The sequence below is a fragment of the Flagellimonas onchidii genome, from assembly GCF_004804315.1.
GTDB classification, from domain to species: Bacteria; Bacteroidota; Bacteroidia; order Flavobacteriales; family Flavobacteriaceae; genus Flagellimonas; species Flagellimonas onchidii.
In genome coordinates this window covers 169,009-183,893 of the sequence record NZ_SRXX01000010.1, presented here as the reverse complement: position 1 = coordinate 183,893, position 14,885 = coordinate 169,009, and the positions used below count along the sequence as shown (strand labels likewise).

Genomic DNA, 14,885 nt, shown 5'->3' with positions numbered 1-14,885 from the left:
TGAATAATGGCGCACTTGAAGTAAACACTGGGAATGGAATAAGAGCGGGGTTTGGTAGACTTGAAGTAAACATTGGGAATGGATTAAGGTTTGATGCTTTTGGAGTACTTGAAGTTGTTAATACCAACCCAGTGAATTTTTTGACCAATTCTGGATCTTCTGTTGAAACATATACCTTGAATGAAAATGACTATATGGTGATTTTGTCTGGCAACGCCTTTAATATTGGACTGCCAATCTTAAATAATGATAATATGGGAAGAGTTTATCATATTGTAAACCTGTCAAATAAACCTGCGAATTTTATTGGTGCTAATGTACAAGGGTTTACATTATCAGAAATTGTGAGAACTATACCAGCAAATAGTTCTCTTACAATTCAAAGTACTGGAATTTGGTGGCAGATTATAGGTAACAGGCTAAATCCCGGGAGTGGATTAGAGATTGCTCTTGGCGAACTTAAAGCAAGGATTGGGAGTGGTTTAGTCTTTGATGGGGAAAGAAGAATTGCTGTAAGTAATATCAAACCACTAATTAATGTGGGAAATAATCTTGTTGGTCCTGTAGAGAGTGTGACCTTAGATCATACGCACCATACGGTATTTATTAACAGCGAACGTATTAGAATTATATTCCCAGAAGCAGGAGAACATACAGGGAGGGTTTATTGCATTGTAAACAAGACATCCACTCCTCGGGATATTGGCCGTAATTTGAGAAATTTTAATGGAATGCAACTTTCAACCATACCTGGGCATAGTTCCATGGAATTTCAAAGTAATGGAGTTACATGGGAAAGATTACGATAGATTAGTTTGTTACGGGTGTATTTTTATTCTTGTAAATGTGAGATTGCTACTGATAGAAATTGGAATTGCGACTACTTTAGAACTAGATGAAGAAAAATAAGTTATTTCCTAATTGTCAAATATTCATTTCATATGGTTTTTACATGGGAAAGTGAAAGTTTATTTAAGATTGGTTTTCTGGTTTATCTTTTAGATATAATGGTCTAAGAATAAGCTTTCAGTTATTACATCAAAGATGCCGATGGTTTCGTTGAACCCCTCTGTAAAGAATAGAAAGGCCTATTCTTGTTGGATAAAAACTACAGAAACAAAGAAAGACAGTTGGCGTCATCTGTGATGTATTCATATTGCTATTGCTTTTGTGTGTTGGCATATATATAGCGAGTTCGTGCAGCAGGGATGATAGTCCAGGTAGCTGGGAAGTGTCCTTCGAGTCGAACGGTGGTGCCACTGTCCCATCGCAAGAGGTGACCCATGGCGTTGCGGTGAAGGCTCCTCCGTTCACATCATGTGAAGGGTTCACCTTAAGTAAGAAAAAGAGAATACAAGGTTTTTTGAGTAACCACAAAGAAACCTCCTTTAAAAGAGTTCAAAATTTATTGCCTCTTGGAATAAGGATTGAAATAATGATAAAATAATAAGATTTTAATAGATGATGAAATATTTTATATTGGCAATATCCATGGTATTACCTTGTGTGCATATGATAGCCCAGACGACTTCAACGGGGATAAACACCTTGAATCCCGATGCTTCTTCTATCCTAGATGTAAGTGCCACGGACAAAGGGGTGCTTTTGCCCCGAGTGGCACTTACGGGAGAGACCGATACCTCTACCATTATTGCACCGGCAGAAGGTCTTACTGTGTTCGTTCCGGACGGCAGTGGCCTTTCAGAAGGATATTATTATTACAATGGAACTAAATGGGTAGGGCTATTGTCTGGGAAAACTACACTACCAGCAGAGCTAAAAGACATTGATGGTGATACAAGGGTACAAGTGGAGAAGAATGCTGATGAAGATAAGATTCGTTTTGAGATGGGGGGCGAAGAGCATTTTGTGATGGACGGTCCACGTCTTGAAGTATTGGGCACTTCGGTTTTTATTGGGCAAGGGGCTGGTGAATCATTTGATTTAGGAGTGGAGAATCCTGGACATACCTTAGTAGGGTTTAAAGCGGGGGAGAATTTAGCTGGAGGTTTGTACAATACGTTTATTGGTTCTGGGGCAGGAGGAAAAGTCATAAGTTCTCAAGGCAATACTACTTTAGGTTATAATGCCTTAGGTGAATTATTTGCTGGAGGTAGTAATATTGCTATAGGGTTTCAAGCAGGAAGATGGGCTGACACAGAAAATAGCATTACTAATACTAGGTCTAATAGATCTGTATATTTGGGAGCGGTAACAAGAACTGCAAAAGTTGGTTCTGATAATGAAATAGTAATTGGACATGAAGCAATTGGTCTGGGAAGTAATTCTGTTGTGCTGGGAAATGACAAAGTGGCGACCACTGCACTCAAAGGCCGGATAGGTATTGGAACCACAGCTCCTGACGATGCTCTGGATGTTGTTGGCAGTGTTCATATCAGTGGTGCCCTTAAAGATGGCAATGGCCTCCCTGGAGCAATGGGGGGATTGCTTTCCAGCACTACAACTGGGACCGATTGGGTTGACCTGGGCAGTGGATTAGAATTGGATAATGGAGCACTTAAAGTAAGCACTCGGAATGGATTAAGGGTGAATAGCGGAGCGCTTGAAGTAAACGCTGGGGGTGGATTAAGGTTTCTTAATGGCGCATTAAGAATAGATGCCGGGTTAGGATTAGGGTTTTCTATTGGTAACAAGCTTCAAATAGTTCCTGGGCGAGGATTAAAGGCTAATACTTCTGACGGATTTGAATTAAATCCTGGGAGAGGATTAACCTTTGAAGGACGGGAAATTATTGTAAATAATATCAAACCAATAGATTTAGTGATAAGTCCGCTTGGTGCTCCTGTGAGATTGACCTTAGATCATACGCACCATACGGTAGTTATTCGCAACGAAGCTGTTGTCATTATATTCCCAGAAGCATCAGAACATGAAGGGAGAGTTTATCGCATTGTAAACAGGACATCCACTAACCGACTTATAGGCCCTAATTTGGCCGGTTTTGATGGAATACAAATTTCAACCATACCTGGGCATAGTTCCATGGAATTTCAAAGTACTGGAGTTACATGGCTGAGAATAGATTAGTTTGTTACGGGTGTATTTTTATTCTTGTAAACGTGAGATTGTTACTGATAGAAATTGGAATTGCGACTACTTTGCAACTAGACGAAGAAAAATCAGAGAAAATAAATAAGTACTCTGAAGAAGTTTGTTAGTGGGGTAACCCTATAAAATGGGTTCTAACAATTGAGGTTGTCCTTTGGGCAACCTCTTTTTTTTATTCAAAAATTTTAAAAGCTCCATCTTTGACTGAACTCTATACTCGTGGATGTTCAGGATTTTAAAAGAGAAGACAAAAGAAGCTCTTAAACGATGATTTACAGGGTTTATGGCTTGGGCGTAGATTTTATCACCTGTGCTGTAGATTGTTGCCTGAAGGTCAATTAGGTTAGGCTGCGCAGTAGAGGAGGAGATTGAGAAACAAGAATTACCTTTTGAAGTACAAGTGGATGAGCTTTTCACAGATTTAGTTTTTTTGAGGGTTTATGTGAATGGGAACTATGAAAAAAGCAATATTGATAGATTGGAAATCATGATAAATGGTGAAAGGCGTTTGTTGGGTAAAGAGGATTTCTGGTGGACAGAATGGAATGATTTCATAATATTTTAACATTCGGTGGGCAACTGAAAAGTATTTACGCAACATTTACCTTTCCTCAAATATTCTAAAAAATATAATTGCTAGTGGTACAGGTGCGTCCCTTATGATTAGAATCCAACAAAATCTACATTAATACTAGATGTAAACCCTCCGAAGGAATTTTAATTCCCACAAATTGGGTTAAAAAATGTTAAAGTTTAGTGGGAAAACAAAAACTATGCACAAAGTATGCATTTTTTAAAAACAAAAAACCCTCCGAATCTTGGAGGGCTTGATTTTACTGGCGGTCTGGACGGGACTCGAACCCGCGACCCCCTGCGTGACAGGCAGGTATTCTAACCAACTGAACTACCAGACCAATGATTTTATCTTAATAGACTCTGACAACAGTCAGATTCAAATCTTGTTCAAATTGCTTTTTGCAAAGCGAGTGCAAATATACATTGTCAATTCTTATTCAACAAAACATTTTTTAAAAATAATGACTAAACAAATTTTTGTCGCTCCACCATGAAAGTGTTCAACACATGAGAGAAGCTTGATTCTACGTCTACACCCACATATTTGATTTTATATTGTGCACATTTTAACTTTAAATCTTCAATGTATTCTTCTACTTTTTGGTGATAGGCATTTTTAATGTTGTCAGCGTATAAATCTATATGCTCCCCACTTTCAAGATCTATATATCGTTTGGGAGTATTTTCGAAATCAAAATTACGTTCGAGCCTATGGTCAAGTAAATGAAACAGCACAACGGAATGCTTATTGTACTTCAGATGCCGTAGGGCTTCGAAAAGTTGTGAGTGCTCAGTTTCTGTCTGGAACATGTCCGAGAATAAGAATATCAGGCTTCGTCTATGAATTTTTTCCGCAATCTGATGTAGAAAAGTATAGGTCTTTGTAGTGTTTCCAGATTCCTTGACCTCAGCAACCTCATTTAATTTGGAATAGAGCATCTGAAAGTGGCGCTCGCTACTTTTCTCAGGAGTATAAAAATTATAGGTGTCTGAATAGATACTTAATCCAACAGCATCACGCTGTTTTTTCAGAATTTGCATCAAGGCTGCAATGGCCAATACTCCAAAACCAATTTTATTCAAATTATCCAAACTAGGTTTAATCACTTCTGGGTAATACATAGAAGGGGAGTTGTCCAAAATCATATGACACCTTAGATTGGTTTCATCCTCATAGCGTTTGGTATATAACCTATCGGTTTTAGCATAGAGTTTCCAGTCAATATATTTGGTGCTTTCTCCAGGATTGTAGATTTTATGCTCTGCAAATTCAGCTGAGAACCCATGAAAAGGACTTTTATGAATTCCGCTGATGAACCCTTCAACAATTTGATTGGCCAAAAGCTCCAGATTTTGAAACAAAGCGGCTTTATGGAGTTCTGATCGTATGTCCATTTTCAGATTTAAAGATCAATATAAAACAAAAAAGGCTTGGCAAAAGCCAAACCTTTTCTAAATTATCAGATCAACCTTCTTTATAAAAGAGCGTCTATAGCATCGGTATATGCTTTCTTAGGAGAAACACCTACTTGGCGGTTAACAATCTCTCCATTTTTGAAAACAAGAACCGTCGGGATGTTTCGAACACCGTATTTGGCGGCAAATTGCTGATTTGCATCCACATCAACCTTTCCGACTACCGCTTTACCTTCATATTCGTTGCTTACCTCATCAATGATAGGACCTACCATTCTACAAGGGCCACACCAAGCTGCCCAAAAGTCCACAACTACAGGTTTATCGCTTTTAAGTACTACTTCATCAAAAGTTGCATCCGTTATTTCTAGTGCCATTTTATTTATTTTAATATTCGCAAATTTAGTCAAATAAAGGTTAGTTTCCTTACGCTCTTGGCATTCGTTTTACTGATTGTGCCATCAACATAAGCTATAGTCTTTTAGTTTAGTTTGTAGTGAATCTCATTTGCCTCCAATAACGAAAGCAGTTCGCTATTTATTTTAACCTTTTGTTTTCTACTGGATAGATTTAGTTTGATTTCATCCTGCATTTCGTAGACTACAAAATTAAGTGGGTGATCACCTTTATGGGATCTAAGCGTATCTTTTAGAATTTGAATGCGCTTTTCCTGCAAACGGGCGATATCCAATTTAATGGTCAATTTCCGGGCATAGGCATCCATTACATCTTGGAGCTGCTTAAAGTCATTGAACTGTAGCCTCGGCTCTCCTTTTTTTCCTGTTTCCCTGTTGACCCAGCCCTCGCGGACAAAGGCTTTTATGTGAACAAAGGAATTAATCATTAAAAAATGCCTGAACTTTAGGTATTCTTCGCCAAAAATTCGGAACTCGAAGGTATCGGTGTAATCTTCTAAAGTAAAAAGTCCCCACCCCTTACCATTTTTGGAGACACGGTGCTGTACATCCGTGATTACCCCGGCAGCTGTAAGCTCTCGGTTGACGTAAGGTTCTAGCTCGGTAAATGCTGAAATAGTGCTATTGCAGAAAGCTTTGATTTCTTTTTGGAAGTCATCCAAAGGATGGCCGGATATATAGATGCCAACAACCTCTTTCTCTCTACGAAGCTTTTCCATGGTGCCCCAATCTTCGCAAGGAGGAACTACAGGTTCTGCAATTTGGGCTTCACTCATTCCACCAAACATATCCATCTGGGAGGAGTTTTTATTTTCTTGATATTTTGCCGCAGACTTTATCACTTTTTCCAGAAATGTGATGCCATCTCCCTCATCATGAAAGTACTGTGCTCTATGGGTGTCCCCAAAAGAATCGAATCCTCCGGCTAGGGCCAAGTTTTCGAAGGACTTTTTATTGGCTGAACGAAGCTCTACGCGTTTGGCCAAATCGAAAACGGATTTGTATGCTCCGTCCTTTTTTCTGTTCTCTACAATAGTTTCCACTGCGGAACGACCTACGCCTTTGATGGCCCCCATGCCAAAGCGAACCGCATTGTTCTGGTTTACTGCAAACTTATAGTAGGATTCGTTTACATCTGGTCCAAGCACTTCAAGTCCCATACGCTTACATTCCTCCATGAAGAATGTCACCTGCTTAATATCGTTCATGTTGTTGGACAGTACGGCTGCCATATATTCTGCGGGATAATGGGCTTTTAAATATGCGGTTTGGTAGGCAATAAAGGCATAACATGTAGAGTGACTTTTATTGAAGGCATAGGAGGCAAAGGCTTCCCAATCTTTCCAGATTTTCTCCAAAACGTCTCTTGGATGCCCATTTTTCTCCCCACCATCCAAGAATTGGGGCTTCAACTTTTGCAGTAGTGCAAAAATCTTTTTCCCCATAGCTTTCCGAAGTACATCGGCATCACCTTTGGAGAATCCTGCCAATTTTTGGGACAACAACATCACCTGTTCTTGGTAGACGGTAATTCCGTAGGTTTCCTTTAGGTATTCCTCCATGTCCGGCAAGTCATAGGTAATTTCCTCTTCGCCATGTTTTCTAGCAATAAAGCTGGGAATGTATTCCATGGGCCCTGGACGGTAAAGGGCATTCATGGCAATAAGATCATCGAAAACCGTGGGCTTTAGATTCTTCATGTGCTTTTGCATCCCAGGGGATTCGTATTGGAATATCCCTACCGTGTCACCTCGTTGGAAAAGCTCATAGGTCTTTTCATCATCCAAAGGAAAATCATCGGGAATCAATTCAACCCCGGTTCTTGCTTTGACAATTTTTACCGTGTCCTTGATTAAGGTCAAGGTTTTAAGACCCAAGAAATCCATTTTGAGGAGTCCAGCACTTTCAACCACGGAGTTGTCAAATTGGGTCACATACAAATCGGAATCTTTGGCCGTGGCTACGGGAACGAAGTTGGTAATGTCGTCCGGTGTAATAATGACCCCACAGGCATGGATTCCCGTATTTCTTACGGAACCTTCCAGAACCCTGGCCATGTTCACTGTTTGGCCCTCTAGGTCATCTCCTTCCGAAATGTTTAATAATTCATGGACTTTTTCGAGCTCGTCTGATCGGAACTTTTTCTTCAGTTGAGCTTCTTCGACCCCAAAAATCTTACCTAGTTTGGACATATTGGGGATAAGCTTGGCAATACGATCCGCATCGTTCAACGGCAGATCCAAAACACGTGCGGTATCCCGTATCGATGATTTGGCAGCCATGGTTCCGTAGGTGATGATTTGTGCTACTTGATTGGCTCCGTATTTGTCAATCACATAATCCATGACCCTACCACGCCCTTCATCATCAAAATCAATATCGATATCAGGCATGGACACCCTATCCGGATTTAGAAACCGCTCAAAAAGCAAGTCATATTTTAACGGGTCAATGTTGGTGATTGTAAGACAATAGGCCACTACGGATCCGGCGGCGGAACCTCGACCTGGACCTACGGAAACTCCCATATTTCGAGCTTCACGAATGAAATCCTCTACAATCAGAAAATAACCTGGATAGCCTGAGTTTTCAATGGTTCCCAATTCAAAATCGAGCCGTTCAGTAATTTCATCCGTAATTTCTCCGTAACGCTTTTCAGCACCTTTATAGGTGATATGCCTCAAGTAAGCATTTTCACCACGTTTACCTCCATCCACTTTGTCTTCTTCGACTATAAACTCATCAGGGATGTCAAATTTTGGTAGCAGTACGTCTCTTGCCAAATCGAAAGGTTCGACTTTGTTAATGACTTCTTGTATGTTCAGAATGGCTTCGGGCACATCTTTGAAGAGTGCCTTCATTTCATCAGAAGACTTGAAATAATATTCTTGGTTAGGTAATCCAAAGCGGTATCCACGTCCCCTACCAATAGGTGTGGCTTGTTTTTCGCCATCCTTTACGCAGAGTAAGATGTCGTGTGCTTCGGCATCTTTTTTATTGCAATAATAGGTATTGTTGGAGGCTATGAGCTTTACCTCATGTTTCTTTGCCATTGGAACCAAGACTTGGTTCACTCGATCTTCATCCTCCTGCCCATGGCGCATCATTTCTACATATAGGTCTTCACCAAACTGTTCTTTCCACCAAAGCAAAGCTTCTTCGGCCTGCTTTTCACCTACGTTGAGAATTTTATTGGGAACTTCCCCATAAAGGTTTCCGGTAAGGACAATGACATCCTCTTTGTATTGCTCCACAATTTTTTTGTCAATCCTGGGAACGTAATAAAAACCGTCAGTATAAGCAATGGAAGACATTTTGGCCAAATTGTGATAGCCGTTTTTATTTTTGGCCAACAGCACGATTTGATATCCGTAGTCCTTTACATTCTTATTGGTGTGGTCCTCGCAAACATAGAATTCGCAGCCAATGATTGGAGTGATTTCCTGCTCAGAAGGGTTTTCTCCATTTTCAATTAGTTCCGCGTTCTTTTCCTTGGCCGATTTGTTATGGGCTTTGACCTCCTTTACAAAGTGAAAGGCGCCCATCATATTCGCATGATCTGTAAGTGCAACAGCGGGCATATTGTTTTCCGCCGCGGCTTTGACCAAGCTCTTAATATTAATGGTAGATTGAAGCACCGAAAATTGCGAGTGGTTGTGCAAATGTGCAAATGAGGCATCGGCCAGACTCTCAACGTTCTTGTTGATTTCATCCTCGGAAATCCCACCTGTATCCTCAGCCCAAAGGGCATCGGCAATTGCTTTGGATGCTTTTTTGAGGTTGATGTGTTTTAGGCCAATCAGTTCAATAGGTTGCGGATTCGCCTCGGAAAACCGATTGAAGTAGTCCGGTTGTACATCCAATTGCTCAATGGTGTACTCTTGTTTTCGAACTAGTTCGAAAAAACATCGGGTAGTGGCCTCCACATCCGCGGTTGCGTTATGTGCTTCGGCAAAGGGTTCGTGGAACAGAAATTCGTGGAGCTCCGTCAATGTCGGCAACTTGAATTTACCGCCTCGTCCTCCAGGAATCTGGCACAATTGGGCGGTGTGTTCGGTACAGGTGTCCAAAATGCCCAGTTTGTTCTTGTCGTCAGCATTCAAATCATCAAAAGCCCAAGTTCCTTCTCTATTTCGTTTGGTAGTGAAATTGAAGGATTCCAAATCCAGCTCATAATAGCGTAAAGTATCATAATTTGAGGTTATTCCAGCCCTATGGAATTCGGCACCCATAACGTTCACATCAAACCCCACATTCTGGCCCACAATAAACTTTGTCTTTGCCAAAACGGTATTGAAACGCTCCAAACCTTCTTTCAAAGAAATACCTTCCGCCGATGCCAATTCGGTCGATATGCCGTGAATTTTTTCCGATTCGTACGGAATGTTGAATCCATCGGGCTGCACCATAAAATTGTCGTGCTCCAACACTTTTCCCATTTCATCGTGCAACTGCCAAGCGATTTGAATGCAACGGGGCCAATTATCGCTATCGGTCATCGGAGCTTTGTAGCTTGAAGGCAATCCAGTGGTTTCGGTATCAAAAATTAGGTACATACAGATTTCGTCTTGCAGGTTCGGGCATTGCTAAAATGCAATGAATAAAAATATAAAAAACCAATATGAGGTCGTATTTGATTTATCAGCAGTTATCAACGATGGTAAAATGCATTTTGTCAGTCTGTAGTGCAGTCCATCTGAAAATGCTATGGTGCAGAGCCCTTGGTTAAGACATTTGGGGCAATAAACAACTTTGATACCTTTACCACAATGAAAAAAATCTCACTTTTTGCTTTTTTGTGTCTTGCGCTGCTCCAAAATGCCATTGCCCAAAAAGAACCTGATTTCAATTTGAATTCGGAGCAAGAAACAGTCTATTGGAACTATCTTGTTGAAACATTTGTCAATAGGGGAATTACTAAATATACATACCCACAAAAATACTATGGTGACATAAAAATTTGGTTGATTAATGGAACTCCTTTCGATAGTTTGGCAGCAGAGACAATGGTACAAGAGGTTGCCAAGCTCATCCCGAACAAAATTTTCCAGACAAATAAAAAAGAGGAAGCTAATTTAACCATAGAACTGCTATCTCCTAATTATAGGCCAAACGAGGTGCAAGGGCCTCCATCCTTAAATGGGGAAGGCGGATTGCATCGAAATTTCTCCCGTATAGAAAATGTGGGTGGCCGCTATAACAATGCCATAACGGAGCGCTATTTTTCCTCCATTATAGGTGATTCCGTTCCGCAAGAAGATCGGTCAAAAATTGTACAATATTTTGTGATAAGGGGGTTGGCATCAGCCCAAAATTTTGAAAATCCATGGAGTATTTTTACCCAAGGCCAGTACCAAGTGGTGCGTGATGACCTTGCTTACAACTATTATGATTTTACCGAAAGGGATAAATTCTGCCTTTCCAAGCTCTACGCACCTGATTTGGAAGATCAACTTAAAGCGCAGGTGCTCAACGAGGGAGTGTGGTATTATCTGAACTTTTATTGGCCGGAGGAGTTAGTTCTGGGATTTAAGATTGTTATCTATGTGCTTTTTTTTCTTTTGTTGATTGCTTTATCATACAAAACCATATTGACAAGAAAGTTCAAAATACCTTATATGGCATATTTGATAAATGCATTGTTGATATTCTTGGTGATTATTATGGTTGCCTGTGTTGAATTGTACACTCCTGTCATAACTTATTTTGATGGGAATGATAGTCCTAAGGGAGATTTTTTGTTTGAATATTTCTTTGGTTCTTTTGGTCTTGCAATGATTGCTATTGTTTTGGCGATGGCCTTGTTTTTTGCGGAAAAATATTTTGTAAAAGATTCATATGGCCTTTTCTATAAAATATTGTTGAAAATATTCTTTACGATGCTTGTCTTGATTCTTGCTTTGGTAATACTTTTTCTAAAATCGTCACGGAGTAATCCAGATACTTTGATGATTGTGTTAACGGTGGCATGTATTGCAGTTTTTGCCATTGGAAGAGGTGTCTTCCTCTATTTTAAAGAACGTTCCGATGCCTTATTGCGTCAAAAAGATGTAGAATTGAGCAAGCTTAAAGAGCTCAAATCTAAGGCTGAGGTGGCTTCCCTCAATGCACGGATCAATCCTCATTTTCTGTACAACTCATTGAATTCTATAGCGGGATTGGCTCATAACGATGCTGACAAGACCGAAAAAATGGCTTTGTCCCTTTCTGATTTGTTCCGACATAACATCAATCGGGAAAATCGGTCCATGACTTCTATCAATGATGAAATTGAAGCCATAAAATCATATCTTGAAATCGAACAGATTCGCTTTGGTGAACGTATGCAGTACACTATTTTCGTGGATGAATCAGCCAGCACATTGGAAATTCCCCGAAATATCATACAGCCCTTAGTTGAAAATGCTATAAAGCATGGGTTTTCAAAGATTATGGACAAAGGAGCTATTGAACTTAAGGTTGAAAAGAATGAACAAGGCATCACAATTTCAGTGTATGATAATGGTTCTGATTTTCCTGAAGGAGTGGTCAATGGATATGGCCTGCAAAGTGTACATGATATACTTGAACTTACCTATAAAAAAGAAGCCTATCTTAATTGGGAAAGTTTGCCAAAGAAGCGCATTTGGATAGAAATTACCAACAAAGGGTTCCAAAGCGATTAGCCATGAATAGTCCTTATCGAACTTTACTGATTGATGATGAATCCCCTGCCAGGGTACGTTTGGGGATGTTGCTTAAGGAACATGAAGATGTTTTTGATGTGATTGGTGAGGCCGCCAACGGAGTGGAGGGGCTTGAAATGGTCGTCAGCTTGAAGCCAGATCTTATCTTTCTGGGTGTACAAATGCCTGGAATGACTGGTTTTGAAATGCTCCAACAACTCGAAGAAATCCCGATAGTGGTTTTTTGTACTGCTTATGATACTTATTCACTTGAGGCTTTTGAAACCAATAGTCTTGATTATTTGGTAAAACCTGTTAGAAAGGAGAGGTTGGCCAAGACCGTTGACAAATTGAGGTTCTTTAAAAAAGAAAACAGTACGGAACACCTTTTGGGGTTATTGCAAAAAATCAACGATTCAACTGTACAGGCCAAAAAGCCTACGTCGGTCACCGTACGTTCCGGTAAGAAAATCACTTTTGTTCGGTTGGAGGACATCGCTTATTTTAAGGCCAAGGACAAATATGTGAGTCTTTTTACAATGAAGGGGAAAGAACATTTGATGGATTTATCTTTGGTTCAGTTGGAGGCACAATTGACAGATATGTTTTTAAGAGTGCATCGCTCAATTATAGTGAATACCGATAAGGTTTTGGAGCTTCAACCTTATTTCAATAGTCGATATGCAATTGTGATGGCTGATCAACATAATACTAAGATAATCAGCGGGAGAAGTTATGGTCCACATCTAAAATAGTGGATGGGAATTTAAGTGTCGCATCTTGTGGAGTTTAACAAAAACATTATATTTGCACCCGCTTAAGTAGAAAGCGATTCAAATAGAATTAATAACCAGGGTCGGGCACCCTACAAATTAATGCGATATGCCAGTTAAAATTAGACTTCAAAGACACGGTAAAAAAGGTAAACCATTCTATTGGGTGGTTGCTGCAGATTCCAGAGCAAAAAGAGATGGTAAATTTTTGGAAAAATTGGGAACCTATAACCCAAATACCAATCCTGCCACCATTAACTTGGATGTAGATGGATCCGTTAAGTGGTTGAACAATGGAGCACAACCTACCGATACGGCAAGAGCTATCCTTTCTTATAAAGGCGTGTTGTTGAAGCACCACTTGTTGGGTGGGGTTAGAAAAGGCGCTTTGACCGAGGAGCAAGCTGAAGAAAAATTCAAAGCTTGGATTGAAGAAAAAGAAAAAGCTGTTGCATCTAAGGTTGAAGGTTTGAGCAAAGCTCAAGCGGAAGCCAAGGCAAAAGCTTTGGAAGCTGAAAAAGAAGTAAGCGACAAGAGAGCCGCTGCTGCTTTGCCAGAAGTTGAAGAAGAAGTAGCTGAGGAAGCTGCTGAAGCAGTAACTGAAGAAACTGCGGCTGTTGAAGAGCCTACAGCTGAAACTGAAGAGGCTCCTGCCGCTGAAGCTAGCAAAGAAGAAGAGTAAACCACTCTGACGATGCGCAAGGAAGATTGCTTCTATCTGGGCAAAGTCGTTTCAAAATATAGCTTTAAGGGTGAGGTGTTGGTGAAACTCGATACCGATGAGCCCGAAATCTACGAAAACATGGAATCAGTTTTTGTTTCATTGGGAAACAATCTGGTTCCATTTTTTATTGACCGTTGTCGGTTGCACAAATCGGCCCTGCTTCGGATAGATTTTGAAGAAGTGGAGGATGAATCCTCAGCAGATAAAATCATAGGTTCGGAATTATACCTCCCGCTGGAGATGCTTCCTCCCCTGACCGGAAACAAGTTCTATTTCCATGAAGTGATAGGATTCACTTTGATGGACGAGGTCCATGGAAATATTGGAATTATAAAGGCAGTAAACGATAGCGCTTCTCAAGAGCTTTTTGAAGCGGAAAAGGATGGTAAGGAATTGTTGATTCCTATAAGTGATGATATCATTACCAAAGTAGACAGAAAATCAAAAACCATCCATGTAAAAACTCCCGAAGGTTTGGTGGATTTGTATTTAAACTAGCTGTTTCAATTGAGATTGTGTCTTTGAGAGGGTGTCACCCTGAGCACAGTCGAAGGGTAGGGGTGTTTTTAAAACTCATATAAGATAAAAAGGGAAGCCATTTGGCTTCCCTTTTTCAATAACTTATTTGCTTTATCAAAATTTAGAAATGGAAAGCAAATCCGATTAAACCTTGAAAAACACTCGCAGCCTCTTTGTCTATGGCAACGTTGTAACGTAAAGTGGGTTCTATGCTTACATTGTTGGCAACAAACCAAGCATAACCACCTTGAAGCCCTACCCAGTTGGTACTGTCTCCGTTAGCAGTATTTCCAGTGAAGTCAACCCCAATAGGAAACTCTCCAATCACATAATACTTGGCTCCAAGCTTATAGCTAAAAACTCCATCGGAGTCATCTCCACCTCCATAGCCTAAACCAGCTTTGAGGGCCAAGTCATCAGCTATAAAATAGCCGGCTTCTGCTCCAACAGAATAAAATGTAGACCCATCAACGGAAATTAAGGAAAAAGCCGTGCTGCCTATTGCATAAGAACCTGTGTTGATTTCAACGACCCAACTGTTTTTAGATAATGCACTTGAGTTGTTGTCATTCTGCGCACTGGCTGTTAAACCCACTACAGCTACCAATACAAATAAAATTTTCTTCATAATAAATTTGGATGTTTTAGAATTAGCCGCGAATGTACGTTTTACCGATTGTGATTCGATGTGCCATTTAACGAATGCCCCGTTTGGGTTTATCAAACC

11 protein-coding genes and 1 tRNA gene are annotated in these 14,885 nt (G+C 40.3%); 6 read left to right on the top strand and 6 right to left on the bottom strand.

What is annotated here, in order from left to right; genetic code table 11:
• A partial coding sequence (locus E4661_RS19075) for a hypothetical protein (RefSeq protein ID WP_168796367.1) occupies positions 1 to 809 on the top strand: 809 nt, incomplete at its 5' end.
• A 652-nt stretch (positions 810 to 1,461) separates the two neighbouring features.
• A complete protein-coding gene (locus E4661_RS12240) occupies positions 1,462 to 3,048 on the top strand; it encodes an autotransporter outer membrane beta-barrel domain-containing protein (RefSeq protein ID WP_136467738.1) in 1,587 nt (528 codons plus the stop codon).
• 141 nt (positions 3,049 to 3,189) lie between these two features.
• On the opposite strand, the gene E4661_RS12235 is transcribed toward E4661_RS12240, so the two are convergent.
• The 5 genes from E4661_RS12235 to dnaE all read right to left on the bottom strand — a co-directional run bounded on the left by E4661_RS12235 (position 3,190) and on the right by dnaE (position 10,033).
• On the bottom strand, positions 3,190 to 3,486 hold the full coding sequence (locus E4661_RS12235; RefSeq protein ID WP_136467737.1) for a hypothetical protein: 297 nt from the start codon (positions 3,484 to 3,486) through the stop codon (positions 3,190 to 3,192).
• A 420-nt stretch (positions 3,487 to 3,906) separates the two neighbouring features.
• Positions 3,907 to 3,983: transfer RNA gene (locus E4661_RS12230), tRNA-Asp, on the bottom strand.
• Between the two features lie 127 nt (positions 3,984 to 4,110).
• The gene (locus E4661_RS12225) at positions 4,111 to 5,040 is read right to left on the bottom strand and encodes a DUF58 domain-containing protein (RefSeq protein ID WP_136467736.1); all 930 of its coding nucleotides are present in this window, start codon (positions 5,038 to 5,040) and stop codon (positions 4,111 to 4,113) included.
• A gap of 80 nt (positions 5,041 to 5,120) precedes the next feature.
• Positions 5,121 to 5,438, bottom strand: a complete 318-nt coding sequence (gene trxA, locus E4661_RS12220) for a thioredoxin (RefSeq protein ID WP_136467735.1) — start codon at positions 5,436 to 5,438, stop codon at positions 5,121 to 5,123.
• 104 nt (positions 5,439 to 5,542) lie between these two features.
• A complete protein-coding gene (gene dnaE / locus E4661_RS12215) occupies positions 5,543 to 10,033 on the bottom strand; it encodes a DNA polymerase III subunit alpha (protein WP_136467734.1) in 4,491 nt (1,496 codons plus the stop codon).
• A gap of 213 nt (positions 10,034 to 10,246) precedes the next feature.
• Between dnaE and E4661_RS12210 the strand changes: the two genes are divergently transcribed.
• From E4661_RS12210 to rimM, 4 genes are all read left to right on the top strand, one after another.
• Positions 10,247 to 12,142 carry a sensor histidine kinase gene (locus E4661_RS12210; protein WP_136467733.1) on the top strand — a complete coding sequence of 632 codons (1,896 nt, stop codon included), beginning with the start codon at positions 10,247 to 10,249 and terminating at the stop codon, positions 12,140 to 12,142.
• Between the two features lie 2 nt (positions 12,143 to 12,144).
• On the top strand, positions 12,145 to 12,897 hold the full coding sequence (locus E4661_RS12205) for a LytR/AlgR family response regulator transcription factor (RefSeq protein ID WP_136467732.1): 753 nt from the start codon (positions 12,145 to 12,147) through the stop codon (positions 12,895 to 12,897).
• Positions 12,898 to 13,024: 127 nt separating this feature from the next.
• A complete protein-coding gene (locus E4661_RS12200) occupies positions 13,025 to 13,597 on the top strand; it encodes a 30S ribosomal protein S16 (RefSeq protein ID WP_136467731.1) in 573 nt (190 codons plus the stop codon).
• 12 nt (positions 13,598 to 13,609) lie between these two features.
• Positions 13,610 to 14,137: a ribosome maturation factor RimM gene (rimM, locus tag E4661_RS12195; protein WP_136467730.1), complete on the top strand. Its 528-nt coding sequence runs from the start codon at positions 13,610 to 13,612 to the stop codon at positions 14,135 to 14,137.
• A gap of 142 nt (positions 14,138 to 14,279) precedes the next feature.
• Here rimM and E4661_RS12190 read toward each other — a convergent pair whose 3' ends face one another.
• Positions 14,280 to 14,786: a hypothetical protein gene (locus E4661_RS12190; protein WP_136467729.1), complete on the bottom strand. Its 507-nt coding sequence runs from the start codon at positions 14,784 to 14,786 to the stop codon at positions 14,280 to 14,282.
• Positions 14,787 to 14,885 lie beyond the last annotated feature (99 nt).